Annotated in this window: 15 protein-coding genes and 1 riboswitch; of the genes, 11 read left to right on the top strand and 4 right to left on the bottom strand. The window is 69.5% G+C overall.

The features are described 5' to 3' along the window. Positions 1-14 precede the first annotated feature (14 nt). The gene (gene iolG / locus LGM42_RS24440) at positions 15-1,001 is read left to right on the top strand and encodes an inositol 2-dehydrogenase (protein ID WP_226233456.1); all 987 of its coding nucleotides are present in this window, start codon (positions 15-17) and stop codon (positions 999-1,001) included. Positions 1,002-1,192: 191 nt separating this feature from the next. Then, positions 1,193-1,879: an HAD family hydrolase gene (locus tag LGM42_RS24435; RefSeq protein ID WP_060315005.1), complete on the top strand. Its 687-nt coding sequence runs from the start codon at positions 1,193-1,195 to the stop codon at positions 1,877-1,879. A gap of 72 nt (positions 1,880-1,951) precedes the next feature. On the opposite strand, the gene ribB is transcribed toward LGM42_RS24435, so the two are convergent. From ribB to LGM42_RS24420, 3 genes are all read right to left on the bottom strand, one after another. After that, positions 1,952-2,662 (bottom strand): 3,4-dihydroxy-2-butanone-4-phosphate synthase, encoded by a 711-nt coding sequence (ribB, locus tag LGM42_RS24430; protein ID WP_012329192.1) that lies wholly within the window; start codon positions 2,660-2,662, stop codon positions 1,952-1,954. A gap of 116 nt (positions 2,663-2,778) precedes the next feature. Then, positions 2,779-2,928: riboswitch (FMN riboswitch) on the bottom strand. 192 nt (positions 2,929-3,120) lie between these two features. After that, positions 3,121-3,807, bottom strand: a complete 687-nt coding sequence (locus LGM42_RS24425; protein WP_059578678.1) for a helix-turn-helix domain-containing protein — start codon at positions 3,805-3,807, stop codon at positions 3,121-3,123. A gap of 217 nt (positions 3,808-4,024) precedes the next feature. After that, a complete protein-coding gene (locus LGM42_RS24420; RefSeq protein ID WP_124658655.1) occupies positions 4,025-5,200 on the bottom strand; it encodes an MFS transporter in 1,176 nt (391 codons plus the stop codon). Between the two features lie 147 nt (positions 5,201-5,347). Between LGM42_RS24420 and LGM42_RS24415 the strand changes: the two genes are divergently transcribed. The 8 genes from LGM42_RS24415 (at position 5,348) to lnt (ending at position 13,639) form a co-directional block, all read left to right on the top strand. Beyond that, a complete protein-coding gene (locus LGM42_RS24415) occupies positions 5,348-6,280 on the top strand; it encodes a LysR family transcriptional regulator (RefSeq protein WP_059578680.1) in 933 nt (310 codons plus the stop codon). 219 nt (positions 6,281-6,499) lie between these two features. Continuing rightward, positions 6,500-7,873, top strand: a complete 1,374-nt coding sequence (miaB, locus tag LGM42_RS24410; protein ID WP_059578683.1) for a tRNA (N6-isopentenyl adenosine(37)-C2)-methylthiotransferase MiaB — start codon at positions 6,500-6,502, stop codon at positions 7,871-7,873. 33 nt (positions 7,874-7,906) lie between these two features. Continuing rightward, a complete protein-coding gene (locus LGM42_RS24405) occupies positions 7,907-8,953 on the top strand; it encodes a PhoH family protein (RefSeq protein ID WP_059578685.1) in 1,047 nt (348 codons plus the stop codon). Between the two features lie 151 nt (positions 8,954-9,104). After that, positions 9,105-9,881: an rRNA maturation RNase YbeY gene (ybeY, locus tag LGM42_RS24400; protein WP_226233454.1), complete on the top strand. Its 777-nt coding sequence runs from the start codon at positions 9,105-9,107 to the stop codon at positions 9,879-9,881. A gap of 12 nt (positions 9,882-9,893) precedes the next feature. Further along, on the top strand, positions 9,894-10,526 hold the full coding sequence (locus tag LGM42_RS24395; protein WP_226233452.1) for a gamma-glutamylcyclotransferase: 633 nt from the start codon (positions 9,894-9,896) through the stop codon (positions 10,524-10,526). Positions 10,527-10,569: 43 nt separating this feature from the next. Next, entirely contained in the window at positions 10,570-10,719 is a 150-nt protein-coding gene (locus LGM42_RS24390; protein WP_167351617.1) for a hypothetical protein, read from the top strand. Positions 10,720-10,995: 276 nt separating this feature from the next. Further along, on the top strand, positions 10,996-11,883 hold the full coding sequence (locus tag LGM42_RS24385) for an HlyC/CorC family transporter (protein ID WP_059578694.1): 888 nt from the start codon (positions 10,996-10,998) through the stop codon (positions 11,881-11,883). Between the two features lie 52 nt (positions 11,884-11,935). Continuing rightward, positions 11,936-13,639, top strand: coding sequence for an apolipoprotein N-acyltransferase (gene lnt, locus LGM42_RS24380; RefSeq protein ID WP_059642976.1), 1,704 nt, complete (start codon positions 11,936-11,938; stop codon positions 13,637-13,639). A 57-nt stretch (positions 13,640-13,696) separates the two neighbouring features. Here the strand turns inward: lnt and LGM42_RS24375 are convergent, their stop codons facing one another. After that, positions 13,697-15,352, bottom strand: a complete 1,656-nt coding sequence (locus LGM42_RS24375; protein ID WP_226233450.1) for a hypothetical protein — start codon at positions 15,350-15,352, stop codon at positions 13,697-13,699. Positions 15,353-15,639: 287 nt separating this feature from the next. Here LGM42_RS24375 and glyQ point away from each other — a divergent pair, with 287 nt between their 5' ends. Beyond that, on the top strand, positions 15,640-16,644 hold the full coding sequence (glyQ, locus tag LGM42_RS24370; protein WP_006477868.1) for a glycine--tRNA ligase subunit alpha: 1,005 nt from the start codon (positions 15,640-15,642) through the stop codon (positions 16,642-16,644).

Raw genomic sequence — 16,644 nt, 5'->3', positions numbered from 1 at the left:
CACGGGAGAACGGAATGATCGAATTCGCCTTGTTCGGCGCGGGCAGGATCGGCAAGATCCACGCGGCGAATCTCGCGCGCCATCCGGGCGCGACACTGAAGTACGTGATCGACCGGCACGCACCGTCGGCGGACGCACTCGCCCGCGCGCACGGCGCGCAGGCAACCGACGTCGAACGCGCGCTGGGCGACGCGTCGGTGCGGGCCGTCGTGATCGCATCGAGCACCGATACGCACGCGGATCTGATCGTCGCGGCCGCGAACGCGGGCAAGGCCGTGTTTTGCGAAAAGCCGGTCGACCTCGCCGTCGAACGCTCGCGTGCATGCGCGGACGTCGTGCGGCGCACCGGCGTGACCTGCATGATCGGCTTCCAGCGCCGCTTCGACCCGACCTTCGCGGCGCTGAAGGCGCGCGTCGAGCGCGGCGAGATCGGCGCGCCTGAAATGCTGGTCGTCACGAGCCGCGACCCGGGCGCGCCACCGGCCGACTACCTCCGCAGCTCGGGCGGCATTTTCAAGGACATGCTGATCCACGACTTCGACGTGTTCCGCTGGATCCTCGGCGACGAAGCGCACACGCTGCATGCGACGGGCAGTTGCCTGACCGATCCGGCCGTGCACGACGCCGGCGACATCGATTCGACCGCCGTGACGATCCGCACGCGGCGCGGATTGCTGTGCCAGATCAACACGTCGCGCCGCGCGGCGTACGGCTACGACCAGCGCTTCGAACTGCTCGGCAGCCGCGGGATGCTGCAGGCCGGCAACGTGCGGCCGACCGAGGTGAGCGCGTGGCTTGCCGGCGGCATCGCGACGGACGTGCCGGAGCCGTTCTTCCTGGAACGCTACCGGCATTCGTACGCGGCCGAGATCGCGCACTTCGTCGACGCGTTACGCGACGGCACGCCGGTCAGGACGACGATCGACGACGGACTCGCCGCGCTCGAGCTGGCCGAAGCCGCGATGACGTCGTGGAAAACGGGGCGGGTGATCGAGCTGTGACGCCGCGAACGGCGGCAGCGATCCGGGCAAGCGGGCCGCCGCTGCCGTGCGACGGGCGGCGCCCCGCCACGACCTGCCGTAGCGGCCCGGCCGGATCGGGCACATTTACCGCCACGTCGCGCGGCATGCACGGGAAAGCACGTATGATGGCGAATCGATCGGCGTCGCCGATATCCCGCGTTTTCATCACCATGCTCGATCACCTCATCTGCGACTGCGACGGCGTGCTCGTCGACAGCGAAGTCATTGCCGACCGCGTGCTGCTCGACACGCTGTCCGCCACGTTCCCGAACCTCGATTTCGAAGCCGCCGCGAAGTCGGCATTCGGCCAGCAGACGTCCCGCTTCCTCACCGGCATCGAAGCCCGCTTCGGGGTCGAGATGCCCGCCAACTTCATCGAGACCGTCGAGCACAACATCGAAGTCGCGCTCGCGCAATCGCTCGCGCCGATCAGCGGCGTGCGCGACGCGCTGCTGAAGATCACGCTGCCGGCCGCCGTCGTGTCGAACAGCCGGCTCGTGCGCGTGCGCAGCTCGCTGAAGCGCGCCGCGCTCACCGAAATCTTCGGCGAACGCGTGTTCAGCGCCGAACAGGTCGCGCGGCCGAAGCCCTACCCCGACGTGTACCTGCACGCAGCGCACACGCTCGGCGTCGCGCCGGCGCGCTGCGTCGTCGTCGAGGACAGCATCTCGGGGCTGAATGCCGCGCGGGCGGCCGGGATGAAGACGATCGCGTTCGTCGGCGCGAGCCACATCCCCGACAACTACGCGGACGCGCTGCGCGCGATGGGCATCACGCGGATCATGCGCAGGATGGACGAACTGCCGGCGCTCGTCGAAGCCGGCATGCGCGGTGAATTCGGCGACGTGCAGTCCTGATCGTCATTCGGGCCGGCTCGCGTCGATCCGGCCGCGCCACGGGCGCGCGAACGCGCCCGCGTTTCCTTCCGCTCAGGCCGGCTCGCAGCAGCGTTCACGCGCAGCGGCCAATGCCTCGCGGAACGCGACGAGTTCCGCGATCGTCAGCATCGGCAGCCCGTGCCGTTGCGCGAAGCGCTCGACATCGTCGCCACGCGTCATCGTGCCGTCCGGATTCATCAGCTCGCACAGCACGCCGGCCGGCTTCAGGCCCGCGAGGATCGACAGGTCGACCGTGCCTTCGGTGTGACCGCGGCGCGCGAGCACGCCGCCCGGTTGCGCACGCAACGGAAACACGTGGCCGGGGCGCACGATGTCGTGCGGCTTCGCGCCGTCGGCGATCGCCGCGCGGATCGTCGTCACGCGATCGGCCGCCGACACGCCGGTGTGCACGCCTTCGCGCGCCTCGATCGACACGGTGAACGCGGTGCCGTTGCGGCTTTCGTTGGTCTGCACCATCGGCGGCAGCTCCAGCGCACGCACCGTGTCGTCGGTCAGGCACAGGCACACGATGCCGCTGCACTCGCGAATGAGCAGCGCCATCGTCTCGGGCGTGATGCGCTCGGCGGCGACGATCAGGTCGGCCTCGTTCTCGCGGTCGTGGTCGTCCTGCAGCACGACCGCGCGGCCCGCGCGCATCGCGTCGAGCGCGGCGGCGATGCGCGGCGGCACCGGTTCGGAATCCAGCAGAGGGAGATCGGCAAAGGCGTCGGCAGGCGCCGACGAAACGGACATCAAGGACATGTGAAACGCTCCTCGCAAAGACGATTTGGGCGAAAAACGTTTCAGGGCATTGCAAACAGACAGAACGACAACCCGCTTCGCGCGCGGCGAAGCGGCCCTGACGGACATGACTATCTGCACATCTTCTCTCATCCGGACTGTGACCGTCGGCTCTGGCATTCGACCAGATCTGCTGACCCCGCGCGAAATGCGCGGGCGCTCGCGGGCTCGCCGGCTTACGCCAGCCTACCGCCGGTGGGGAATTTCGCCCCGCCCTGAAGACGCACTGATTGCCGGACGGGAACGCCCCGTGACCGGCGGGCCAAGCATACAACAGCCGCACACGACGCGCAGCGAATGACCGGTAAAACCTTACTGACGACCCCGTCTAACGGCATCGTCCGAACGGCCGACGCGCGCACGCGGCGTCTCCCGCGCAAACCGGGGACCGCAACGCTCGCGCCGCGCGACCCGCGCGATCAGTTGGCGGCCGCGTGCGCCGCGTCGGGCACGAGCCAGCGCGGCGGCACCTCCGGGCTCACCGTCACGCGGAACGCACGCGCTTCGCTGTCGCCCGGGTTGCGCAGGCTGTACGGCTGATCGGCGTCGAACACGATCGCGTCGCCGGTCGCCAGCAACTGGCGGCGATCATGCACGCTGACTTCGAGCGTGCCTTCGCTGACGACGAGATTGACCGTCGTGCCCGGTGCGCGGCGCGCGCCGGGTTCCGTATGCAGCGGCGCGATCCGCAGCTCGTGGAATTCAGCCGCGGCCGGCTCGCCTTCCGGATACAGCGCGCGCGCCGAGAAGCGGCCGTTCGAGCTGACGACGCGCGATGCGCGCTCGGCCGCCAGGTGCTCGAAACCGTTCACCGCATGGCGCCGCAGGAACGCGGCGACCGACACCTTCAGCGCCGCGGCGATCTTGCAGAGCACCTTGATCGACGGCACGCTGCGCGCCGATTCGATCTGCGCGAGCATCGCCCGCGACACGCCGGACAGCCGCGCGAGCGCATCGAGCGACAGTTGCCGCTCGGCGCGCAAGCGCGCGAGGTTCACGCCGACGACCTGCTCGAGCGCGTCGAGCGATGCGGACGCGCGCAGGTCGGCGCCATTGCCGGACTCGAAGGAAGACACGTCGCGCACGAGCGCCAGGGATGAAGACATAGCATTGCCTCCGGGCCGCCGCGCGGCCCTGCGTAGGGGGTAAGCCGGAATCGGAATCGGGTTGCGCCGGTCGTGGCGCGTATCGAAACGCTATCACCCGACCTTGCACGGGCAAACGAAGTTATCTTCACACCGTTATCAGCATCGCGGAGGAATGCGTTTCTCGCGAACCTTTTCCTGCCGCTATGGCGTCGCGCTCGGCGCGCCGTGGCGGCGTTCACTGCGCCGCCGGCGCCGCGCCGCGCGCCGGGCCGCGCGCGTCGAGCCGCATCGCGAGCCACGTGACGACCAGCGCCGCGAACGTCACCGCGACCGCGACCCACGGCAGCGCATCGAGCGCGAAGCCGTGCTCCAGCGCGAGGCCGCCGAGCCACGCGCCGCCCGCATTGCCGACGTTGAACGCGCCGATGTTCAGCGTCGACGCGAGATGCGGCGCGCTCGCGGCCTTTTCGACCACGCGCGCCTGCAGCGGCGGCACCGTCGCGAACGCGGCGATCCCCCAGACAAACACGGTGACGGCGGCCGCGACCGGCAGGTGGCTCGTCTTCGCGAACACGGCCATCACGGCCATCAGCGCGACGAGGATCGCGATCAGCGACGGCATCAGCGCGCGATCGGCGAGCTTGCCGCCGATCGTATTGCCGATCGTCAGCCCCGCGCCGAACAGCACGAGGATCAGCGCGACCGCGCGCGGCGAGTAGCCCGACACGGTCTCGAGGATCGGCGCGATGTACGTGAACACGACGAACACGCCGCCGAAGCCGAGCACGGTCATCAGCAGCGCGAGCCACACCTGCGGCTCCTTCAGCACGCGCACTTCATGGCCGAGGCCGACCGGCCCGCTGTCGTGACGGTTCGGCACCAGCGCGGCCACGCCGCCGAGCGCGAGCACGCCGAGCGCGGCGACGATCCAGAACGACGCGCGCCAGCCGAGCACCTGGCCGACGAACGTGCCGAACGGCACGCCGAGCACGTTCGACAGCGTGAGCCCGGTGAACATCAGCGCGATCGCGCTCGCGCGCTTGTCGGCCGGCACGAGCGACGCGGCGACCACCGCGCCGATGCCGAAGAACGACCCGTGCGCGAACGACGTGACGACGCGCGCGACCATCAGCATCGCGTAGCCGGACGCGGTGGCGCACAGCACGTTGCCGACGATGAAGATCGCCATCAGCAACTGCAGCGCGGCCTTGCGCGGCATGCGGCTCGTCAGCACCGCGAGCAGCGGCGCGCCCACCGCGACGCCGAGCGCGTAGCCGGTGACGAGCAGGCCGGCCGACGGAAGCGACACGGCGAGGTCGTGCGCGACTTCGGGCAGCAGGCCCATGATGATGAATTCGGTGGTGCCGATGGCGAAGGCGCTGATCGCGAGCGCCAGGAGCGGAATGGGCATGACGTTCTCCGGTAGGCGGCGGCCGCGGCGCCGGTTCGGTGCCGCACCGCACAAGAAAGCGGGATGTGCGCGCATTGTCCCGAAGACGCCTATATTTGATAATTGGCGTGGCATTTGAACCATTTTCAAATATTTCTGGAAAATCGCATGGACCGACTGGGCGACATCCGGCTGTTCGTCGAGGCGGCGGAGCTGGGCAGCCTGTCCGCCGCCGGGCGCAAGCTGAACCTCACGCCGGCCGCCGCGAGCGCGCGGCTCGCGAAGCTCGAGGCGAAGATCGCGACGCGGCTGTTCGAACGCTCGACGCGGCAATTGCGGCTCACCGACGAAGGCAAGCTGTACCTGAACTGCTGCCGCCAGGCGCTGCAGGCGCTCGACGACGCGGACGCGATGTTGCAGGAAGGCCGCAACGTCGTGAGCGGCAAGGTGCGGCTGTCGTCGACGTCCGATTTCGGCCGCAATCAGTTGCTCGACTGGCTCGACGAATTCACGACGCAACATCCCGACGTCACGTTCTCGCTGACGGCGTCCGATTCGTCGTCGAACCTGTGGCAGGACGAAATCGATCTCGCGATCCGCTTCGCCGCCCCGCCCGACGGCGCGCTGATCGCCCGCCGGCTCGCGACCAACCGGCGGGTGCTGTGCGCGGCGCCGTCGTTCATCGAACGCCACGGCGTCCCGGCCGATCCGCACGATCTGGCCCGCTTTCCGTGCAACGTGATCACGATCGCGTCCGGCCCGATGAACACCTGGCACTTCACGCGCGGCGACGAAGTGCAGGTTCACACGGTGCCCGTGTCGACCGCGTTCGAGACCAACGACGGCGGGCTCACGCGCGAATGGACGCTGCGCGGCCACGGCATCGCGCTGAAATCGCTGTGGGACATCGCCGACGACGTCCGCGCGGGCCGGCTGCGCGTGCTGCTGCCCGACTGGCGGCACCAGGACGCACCGCTGCACGCGATCTACCACAGCAAGCGCTACATGGCGCCGCGCGTGCGCGTGCTGCTCGACTTTCTCGCCGAACGCTTCGCGCGCGAGGAAGCCGCGCTCGACGACCTGCTCAACGCGTGCCGGTGACGGCCGGCCGTCGTCGCCGCTATAGAAGGGTCGGAACCCGGAAGCCGGCGTCGCATGCCCGCAACCGGCGGCCCGTCCGCCGCGGCATGAAAAGCTATAATGGAAGGCTTTCCCGACGGCCTTTCCTCCCGGCTACGCGCGATTCGCGTGCCGCGCACCGCCGTCCCGACTCACCCTTGACGACGCCCCCAGGTCAACCACTGCGAACGGCGAATCCCCATGACCAAGAAAGTTTACGTAAAGACCTTCGGCTGCCAGATGAACGAGTACGACTCGGACAAGATGGTGGACGTGCTCAACGCGGCCGAAGGCCTCGAAAAGACCGACACGCCGGAAGACGCGGACATCATCCTGTTCAACACGTGCTCGGTGCGCGAGAAGGCGCAGGAAAAAGTGTTCTCCGATCTCGGCCGCGTGCGCGAGCTGAAGGAAGCGAAGCCGGGCCTGCTGATCGGCGTCGGCGGCTGCGTCGCGAGCCAGGAAGGCGCGTCGATCGTGTCGCGCGCGCCGTACGTCGACCTGGTGTTCGGCCCGCAAACCCTGCACCGCCTGCCGCAGATGATCGACGCGCGCCGCGAGAGCGGCCGCGCGCAGGTCGACATCACGTTCCCCGAAATCGAGAAGTTCGACCACCTGCCGCCCGCGCGCGTCGAGGGGCCGAGCGCGTTCGTGTCGATCATGGAAGGCTGCTCGAAGTACTGCAGCTACTGCGTGGTGCCGTACACGCGCGGCGATGAAGTGTCGCGCCCGCTCGACGACGTGCTGACCGAAGTCGCCGGCCTCGCCGACCAGGGCGTGCGCGAAGTCACGCTGCTCGGCCAGAACGTGAACGCCTATCGCGGCGCACTGACGGCCGGCTCGTCGGAAATCGCCGATTTCGCGACGCTGATCGAATACGTCGCCGACATCCCCGGCATCGAGCGGATCCGCTACACGACGTCGCATCCGAAGGAATTCACGCAGCGCCTGATCGACACGTACGCGAAGGTGCCGAAGCTCGTGAGCCACCTGCACCTGCCGGTCCAGCACGGTTCCGACCGCATCCTGATGGCGATGAAGCGCGGCTACACGGTGCTCGAATACAAGTCGGTGATTCGCAAGCTGCGCGCGATCCGCCCCGACCTGTCGCTGTCGACCGACATGATCGTCGGCTTCCCCGGCGAGACCGAGGAGGATTTCGACAAGATGATGGCGCTCGTGCACGACATGCGCTACGACACGAGCTTCTCGTTCATCTACAGCCCGCGCCCCGGCACGCCGGCCGCGAACCTCGCCGACGACACGCCGCGCGAGGTCAAGCTCAAACGCCTGCAACATCTGCAGGCGACGATCGAGGAAAACGTCGCGCGCATCAGCCAGTCGATGGTCGGGAAGGTCGAGCGGATCCTCGTCGAGGGCCCGTCGCGCAAGGACCCGAACGAGCTCGCGGGCCGCACCGAGAACAACCGGGTCGTGAATTTCCCGGCGCCGCTCGCGTCGCACCCGCGCCTGATCGGCCAGATGATCGACGTGAAGATCAACCATGCGTACCCGCACTCGCTGCGCGGCGAGCTCGTGCTCGTCAGCGACGACGCGAGCACGGCCACCCACTGACCGACCGACGCCCGACAGGAGCCCGACGCTACTTTGAAGACCGTCCAAGCACTGGAATTCACCGCCCCGCGCGACGACAACGCGCGCCTCGCCAACCTCTGCGGCCCGCTCGACGAAAACCTGCGGCAGATCGAACAGGCGCTCGACGTGACGCTCGCGCGGCGCGGCCACCGGATCACGATTCGCGGGCGCGGCGCCAAGCTCGCGCTCGCCGCGCTCGAAAACTTCTACAACCGCGCGCGCGATCCGCTGTCGGTCGACGACATCCAGCTCGCGCTGGTCGAAGTGCGCCACACGGCCGGCAACGGCCGCCAGGACACGCTCGACGTGCGCTTTCGCGGCGATCCCGACCATCCGTTCGACGAACCGGTCGTGCAGCTCGACGCCAGCGAGCCGGACGAAGAGCCGGGGCCGAAGCTCTACACGCGGCGCGCCGACCTGCGCGGCCGCACGCCGGCCCAGCGCGAATACCTGAAGCAGATCCTGCAACACGACGTGACGTTCGGCATCGGGCCGGCCGGCACCGGCAAGACCTACCTCGCGGTCGCATGCGCGGTCGACGCGCTCGAGCGCGACCAGGTCAAGCGGATCGTGCTGACGCGCCCGGCCGTCGAGGCCGGCGAGCGGCTCGGCTTCCTGCCCGGCGATCTCGCGCAGAAGGTCGACCCGTACCTGCGGCCGCTGTACGACGCGCTGTACGACCTGCTCGGCTTCGACAAGACGGCCAAGATGTTCGAGCGCCAGATGATCGAGATCGCGCCGCTCGCGTACATGCGCGGCCGCACGCTGAACCACGCGTTCATCATCCTCGACGAGGCGCAGAACACGACGCCCGAGCAGATGAAGATGTTCCTCACGCGGATCGGCTTCGGCTCGAAGGCGGTCGTGACCGGCGACACGAGCCAGGTCGACCTGCCGCGCGGCCACAAGAGCGGCCTCGTCGAGGCGCAGCAGGTGCTCGGCGGCGTGCGCGGCATCGCGCTCACGCGCTTCACGAGCGCCGACGTGGTGCGCCACCCGCTCGTCGCGCGCATCGTCGAGGCGTACGACGAATTCCACGCGCAGCATCAGGACGGCTGAGCAGCGGCGGCCGCGTGCCGCCCCCCCAGCCTGCCGGCCCGGCCCGCCCGACGGCGCGCCGGGCTTTTTTTGCCCGTGCGCGGCCCGGCCGAATTCGGGCGCGATCGGCCATTTGGTGTATCCTCGACGCGTCCCAATCGCCTCACGCGTCATGAAATCCTCCCGTTCCCGCAAGTCCGGCCGCGCCCAGTCCGTCGCGTCCGAATCCCCCCGCCTTTCGCTGTTCGACGCGAAGGGCAAGGCCCGGACCGTCAACGCGCAAGGGCTGCGGATCGACTTCCCGGACGGCCGCAGCCTGATGTTCGACCTGTCGGGCAGCTCGGGCGACGCGGCTGTCGCGATCGTCGCGCAGCACAACGACCCGGCGATGCGCGCGAAGCTCGCGCTGCAGCCCGAGCACTACGACAGCGTGACGCTGCACGTCGGCGCCGAATTCGCGCCGCGCGAGGACGACCCCGAAGACGGGCCGCGCGCGCTCGAATTCGACCTGTCCGTGCAGTACGGCGACGAAATCACGAGCGACGTACGCAAGACGCTGCCCAAACGCAAGCTGATCGCCGAATGGCTCGAGCCGGCGCTGTTCACGAGCGCGCAGCTCACCGTGCGCTTCGTCGGCGAGAACGAAGGCCGTACGCTGAACGCCGGCTACCGCCACAAGGACTATCCGACCAACGTGCTGACCTTCGCGTACGACCCGGCGCCCGACGGCACCGTGATCGGCGACCTCGTGCTGTGCTGCCCGGTCGTCGAGAAGGAAGCGCACGAGCAAGGCAAGCCGCTCATGGCCCATTACGCGCACCTGCTGGTGCACGGCGCGCTGCACGCGCAGGGCTACGACCACGAGACGAGCGACGAGGACGCGGCCGAAATGGAAGCGCTCGAAGTCGACATCCTCGCGAAACTGGGTTTCCCGAACCCGTACCGGTAAGCCGTCCGCACGATGCGTCACGCCGCGATGCTGCCGCCCGCCTACCCGCCGTCGATCGGCGAAGGCCGTCTGCTGACCGAAGACGAGCTCGCGGCATCGCTCGCGCACACGATGCGCGACTGGGACGGCCGGCAGGATCTCTGGCTGTTCGGCTATGGCTCGCTGATCTGGAACCCCGGGCTGCCGACCGTCGCCGCCGTGCGCGGCAAGGTGCACGGCTACCATCGCGGGCTCTACCTGTGGTCGCGCGTGAACCGCGGCACGCCGGAACGGCCGGGCCTCGTGCTCGCGCTCGATCGCGGCGGCTCGTGCTCGGGCATCGCGTTCCGGCTTTCCGGCCCGACCGCGCAGCCGCATCTCGAGACATTGTGGAAACGCGAGATGCCGATGGGCTCGTACCGGCCCGCGTGGCTGCCGTGCTCGCTCGAGACCGGCGAACGCGTGAACGCGCTCGCGTTCGTGATGCGCCGCGACGCACCGACCTATACGGGCAAGCTGACCGACGCCGTCGTGAAGCAAGTGTTCGGCTGCGCGGCCGGCCGCTACGGCACGACGCTCGACTACGTGAGCCGCACGGTCGACGCGCTACGCGCGAGCGGCATCCCCGACCGCGCGCTGGAAGGGTTGCTGGCGCGATGCCGGTGATCCGGCACCGCGCCGCCCGCGCACCCGCACGAGGACACCGCCAATGAAACCGTCACACTGGTCGCGTTGCAGGATCGCCGTGCTGCTCGTCGCCGCGAGCGTCGCGCTGTCCGGCTGCGGGATACTCGGCTGCGGCGGCGCCGCGACCAACGGCGCGGCCGCCGGCGGCTGCTCGGCCGGCATGCGGTTCTGAGCGGCGCGCCGGCGGCGCCCGCCTGCGGCAGAATGCCGCCGTCCGGCCGCGCCGCCCGTCCCGCCACCGTTTTTTGGCCGCCGCGCCCCGCCGCTCCTTTCTGCGATAGGATGGACCCGACGACGACGTCGCGCCCGGCGCGGCCGTCCGCGAGCGGGGCCCGCGCGAGCCGCCCGCCCTGGCCGTGCGGCCGGGGTGACACGGTCGCGTCGTGCCCTTGGTGTATCCTTGCCTACTCCGTGACCGCGCGCCCCGGCATGACCCGGGCGCACCACCATGAACGATTCGTATCCCAGTCGTAAGCCAACCGACAAACCGCAAGAAAAGCGCTCGCTGCTCGAGCGCCTGACCGACTTCATCTCGCCCGAGCCCGAATCCCGCGGCGAGCTGCTGGAAATCCTCCAGGACGCCCACGAACGCAACCTGATCGACGCCGATTCGCTGTCGATGATCGAAGGCGTGTTCCAGGTGTCCGATCTGTGCGCGCGCGACATCATGGTGCCGCGCGCGCAGATGGACGCGATCAACATCGCCGACAAGCCCGAGGATTTCATCCCGTTCGTCCTGGAAAAGGCGCACTCGCGCTACCCGGTGTACGAGGAGAACCGCGACAACGTGATCGGCGTGCTGCTCGCGAAGGATCTGCTGCGCTTCTACGCCGAGGAGGAGTTCGACGTGCGCGGGATGCTGCGCCCGGCCGTGTTCATTCCGGAATCGAAGCGCCTGAACGTGCTGCTGCACGACTTCCGCGTGAACCGCAACCACCTGGCGATCGTCGTCGACGAATACGGCGGCGTCGCGGGCCTGATCACGATCGAGGACGTGCTCGAACAGATCGTCGGCGACATCGAGGACGAATACGACTTCGACGAGGAAGCCGGCAACATCATCGCGGGGCCGGACGGCCGCTACCGCGTGCGCGCGCTCACCGAGATCGAACAGTTCAACGAGACGTTCGGCACCGATTTTCCCGACGACGAGGTCGACACGATCGGCGGGCTGATCACCCATCATTTCGGCCGCGTGCCGCACCGCGGCGAGAAGCTGCAGCTCGGCAACCTCGTGTTCGAAATCCAGCGCGGCGATGCGCGCCAGGTTCATGTGCTGCTGGTGCGCCGCAACCCGCTCGCCAGCCGTCGCGCCGAAACCTCGCACGAAGACTGACCGCTCCGCGCCAGCCGCGCTTCCTTCAACCGCTCGCCCACTTCCGCTTCACATGGACGATCCGATCCCGTCCCGCCCGGCTGGCGGCCTTCTCGCGCCGGCCCCCGGCCGCGCGCTGCCGCGCTGGCACTATCCGGCCGCGCTGCTCGCCGGTGCGGCCAATACGCTCACCTTCGCGCCCACGCCGCATGGCGGCTGGCTGCAGCTCGTCGTATTCGTCTGGTTTTTCGCGCAACTGACGCGCACGTCGAGCTGGCGCGGCGCCGCGCTCACCGGCGGCGCGTTCGGCTTCGGCAACTTCATCACCGGCGTCTGGTGGCTCTACATCAGCATGCATGTGTACGGCGAGATGGCCGCGCCGCTCGCCGGCGGCGCGCTCGTGCTGTTCTCGCTGTACCTGGCGCTGTATCCGGCGTTCTCGGCCGGGCTGTGGTCGTTCTGCGCGGGCCATGCGTGGCACCGCCGCGAGCCCGACCCGCGACCATTCTCGCCGACCTGGCACGGCGCGTTTGCGTTCGCCAGCGCGTGGGCGCTCGGCGAATGGCTGCGCGGCACCGTGTTCACCGGCTTTCCGTGGCTCGGCAGCGGCTATCCGCAGGTCGACGGCCCGTTCGCGGGTTTCGCGCCGGTGGTCGGCGTGTACGGGATCGCGTGGGTGCTCGCGCTGTTCGCCGCGCTGGTCGTGCAGGCGCTCGCCGCCGCGCGGCCGTCGCCGGTGCGTGACGGCGCAGCCGGCGCATCGGGCGGCAACGCCCGCGTGCGCATCGCCGCGCCGGCCGGCATCGCGCTCGCGCTCGTCGCGGCCGGCCTCGGGCTGTCGCAGGTCACGTGGACCGTGCCCGCGAACGCGCCGCTCACCGTGCGGCTGCTGCAGGGCAACGTGAAGCAGGACATCAAGTTCGAGCAGGAAGGCATCGACGCGGCGATCAAGATGTACCAGCAGATGATCGTCGAGAAGCCGGCCGACCTGATCGTCACGCCCGAGACCGCGATCGCGGTGATGATCCAGGAACTGCCCGAGCCGTTCGCCGCCGCGATCCGCAAGTTCAGCGACACGACCGGTTCGGCCGTGCTGTTCGGCGCGGTCGGCGCGTCGGTGACCGAGGACGGCCACTACGTCGACTACACGAACAGCCTGTACGGCGTGACGCCGAATTCGCGCGACATCTATCACTACGACAAGCATCACCTCGTGCCCTTCGGCGAATTCATCCCGTGGGGCTTCCGGTGGTTCGTCAACCTGATGAAGATGCCGCTCGGCGACTTCGCGCGCGGCGCGCCGGTGCAGAAGCCGTTCCTCGTGCACAACCAGCCGGTGATGGCCGACATCTGCTACGAGGACTTGTTCGGCGAGGAAATCGCCGCGACGATCCGCGACAATCCGCAGCCGCCCGGCGTGCTCGTCAACGTGACGAACCTCGCGTGGTTCGGCGACACGATCGCGCTCGACCAGCATCTGCAGATCGCGCGGATGCGCTCGCTCGAAACGGGCCGGCCGATGCTGCGCTCGACCAACACCGGGATGACGGCCGCGATCGACGCGCACGGCCGCGTGCTCGGCCAGTTGAAGCCGTTCACGATCGGCTCGCTCGACGTGCGGATCGAAGGCACGAGCGGCTTCACGCCGTACGTGACGAGCGGCAACAACATCGTGCTCGCGGTGTCGTTCGTGCTGCTCGCGTTCGGCTTCACGTTCGGGCCCGGGCTGCGCCGCCGCAACGGCCGGCAGCAGCACGGCGGCGACGAAGCGGCATGACGCAACGGGCCGCTGCCGCGCACGGCGGCGGCCCGTGACCGCGAACCGGCCGGCCGTTCAGGCCTGCCGGGACGATCGATCCGATTGCGCCGGCTGCGCGGCGAGGCCCCGCAGGTCGCGGCTCACGTCCTCCATCACCGGCGCCCACGCGCCGAACGTCGGCTGCCGGTACAACGTCGCGGTCGGATACCACGGGCTGTCCCGGCGATCGAGCAGCCACGGCCAGTGCGGATTCACGTCGAGCAGCACCCAGGTGCGCGCGCCGAGCGCGCCGGCCAGGTGCGCGACCGACGTGCACACGGTGATCACGAGATCCAGCGCGCCGATGAATGCGGCCGTATCGTCGAAGCTCTTCAATTCGGCGGTGTAGTCTTCGATCGCGAAACCGGCCGCGCGCGCGGCGGCGACGTCCGCGTCCGCCCCCGGCTGCAGCGAATAAAACGTGACGCCGTCGATGCCGCGAAACGCGTCGGCGTAGCGTTCGAGCCCGACGCGCCGGAACGGATTGCGCTGGTGGCCCGCGCTGCCCGTCCACACGAGCCCGACCTTCAGCCGGCCGTCGCCCGCGAGCCGCGCGCACCATGCGTCGCGGGCGCCCGGCTCGGCCCGCAGGTACGGCACCGACGCCGCGAGCGTCGACGCCTCCATGCCGAGCATCAGCGGCACGCCGATCAGCGGCACTTCGTAATCGAACGCCGGCAGCGCGTCGACGCCGCCGCCCGCGCCGAACACGTCCGCATGCGCGCCGAGGCTGCGCTGCATCAGCGCGCCGAGCGCCGGAAACGTATTCCACGCGAGCCGGCCGCCCTCGCGATGCACGCGTTCGGCGAGCGGCACGACGAAGCGGCAGAACTGCAGCACGTCGCCGAGCCCCTGCTCGCCCCACACCAGCAGCGTCTTGCCGGCGAGCGGCTCGCCCTGCCAGCGCGGGCCCGGCAGCGCCGGCCGGCGGCCGCGCAGCTCGCCCGCGCCGTCCCAGCGCGCCTCGTGGCCGCGCCAGCCGGCCGCGTAGTTGCCGCGCACGAGCTGGATGATCGCGAGGTTGAAGCGGAACGACGCGTCGTCGGGCGCGAGCTCGCACGCGCGCGCCGCGTAGCGCTCGGCGTCGTCCCAGCGCTGCGCCTCCTTCATCGCCATCGCGACGTTGTTCATCGCGAGCGCGTTGTCGGGTGCGAGATCGGCGAGCCGCGCGGCGCTCGCGAGCGCACCATCCAGATCGTGCATCGCGATCCGCGCGACGACGAGGTTGATCCATGCCTGCACGTCGTGCAGATCGTGCTTCACGGCCGCGTCGAGCAGCGCGATCTCTTCCGCGCGGTCGCCGCCCGACAGCCGCAGCGCGATCGCGAGGTTGTTGCGCAGCGACGGCCAGCCGGCGTCGATGGCGAGCGCCGCGCGGTACGGCGCGACCGCCTGCGCGTGATGGCCGGCCATCTGCAGCACGTAGCCGTGGTTGAAGTGCGTGGCCGCGCCCGGCTGCATGCGCGCCGCGCATTCGGCGAGCGCGAGCGCGTCGGCCGGGCGCTGCCGGGCAACGAGCGCGGTCGTGAGCCGCACCAGCGAGTCGGCATCGACCGCATGCAGATGGGCGGCGGCGGCCAGCCAAAGATCGTGCGCGGGGCGCTCGCCGCGCGCCTGCGCGTCGGCGGCCTGCCCGAGCAGCGCGAGGAACGGCGGAAGCAGCGGAATCAGAATGTCGGTCGGTTCGTTCATGCAATCGGCATCGGCGAGCGGGTGACGCGGCGCGCATCGCACGCGCCGCAATACGCGCATCTTAACGCCCGCGCGAGGCGCCGCGGCCCGCGCGCGTGCGCACCGGTGCGCGGGCCGCCGGAACGGTGCGGCGATGCCCGCATCCGGCTTCCGGCCGCATCCGCTCGCCGATCCGGTAAAATTACGCGTTTCTGCACACTAACAAGCCGCGCCGCCGCGCGAGCCGACCCTCCGGGCCCGCCCGGAGCGCCGTCCGCAACGGAGCGCCAGCGCCACGAAGGCTCTTCATGCTTACGTTTCAGCAAATCATCCTGACGCTGCAGTCCTACTGGGACAAGCAGGGTTGCGCCCTGCTCCAGCCCATCGACATGGAAGTCGGCGCGGGTACGTCGCACGTCCACACGTTCCTGCGCGCGGTCGGCCCCGAGCCGTGGCGCGCCGCGTACGTGCAGCCGTCGCGCCGCCCGAAGGACGGCCGCTACGGCGAAAACCCGAACCGCCTGCAGCACTACTACCAGTACCAGGTCGTGCTCAAGCCGGCGCCGGAAAACATCCTCGACCTGTACCTCGGCTCGCTGGAAGCGCTCGGCTTCGACCTGAAGCAGAACGACGTGCGCTTCGTCGAGGACGACTGGGAAAACCCGACGCTCGGCGCGTGGGGCCTCGGCTGGGAAGTGTGGCTGAACGGGATGGAAGTCACGCAGTTCACGTATTTCCAGGAAGTCGGCGGCCTCGAATGCAAGCCGGTGCTCGGCGAGATCACGTACGGCCTCGAGCGCCTGGCGATGTACCTGCAGAAGGTCGAGAACGTGTACGACCTCGTGTGGACCGAGTGGGAAGAGCAAGGCCCGAACGGCCCCGAGCTGCGCCGCCTGTCGTATGGCGACGTGTACCACCAGAACGAGGTCGAGCAGTCGACCTACAACTTCGAGCATGCGAACGTCGACCTGCTGTTCACGTTCTTCAACAGCTACGAAGCGGAAGCGAAGAAGATGATCGACGCGCAGCTCGCGTTGCCCGCGTACGAGCTCGTGCTGAAAGCCGGCCACACGTTCAACCTGCTCGACGCGCGCGGCGCGATCTCGGTCACCGAGCGGGCAGCGTACATCGGCCGCATCCGCGCGCTGTCGCGTCTCGTCGCGCAGGCTTACTACGACTCGCGCGAGAAGCTCGGCTTCCCGATGCTCGGCAACCCGCCGGGCGTGCCGGGCCTCACCACCGACGCCCAGGATGCCGCGCAGCCGGCATGGGCGCCGCCGCTCAAGGTCGAACGCAAGATCGATCAGGACTGA

The sequence above is a fragment of the Burkholderia sp. AU39826 genome, from assembly GCF_020419965.1.
Taxonomy (GTDB): domain Bacteria; phylum Pseudomonadota; class Gammaproteobacteria; order Burkholderiales; family Burkholderiaceae; genus Burkholderia; species Burkholderia semiarida.
The sequence above is the reverse complement of the archived record's forward strand: the minus strand, read 5'-3'. Positions and strand labels throughout refer to the sequence as shown.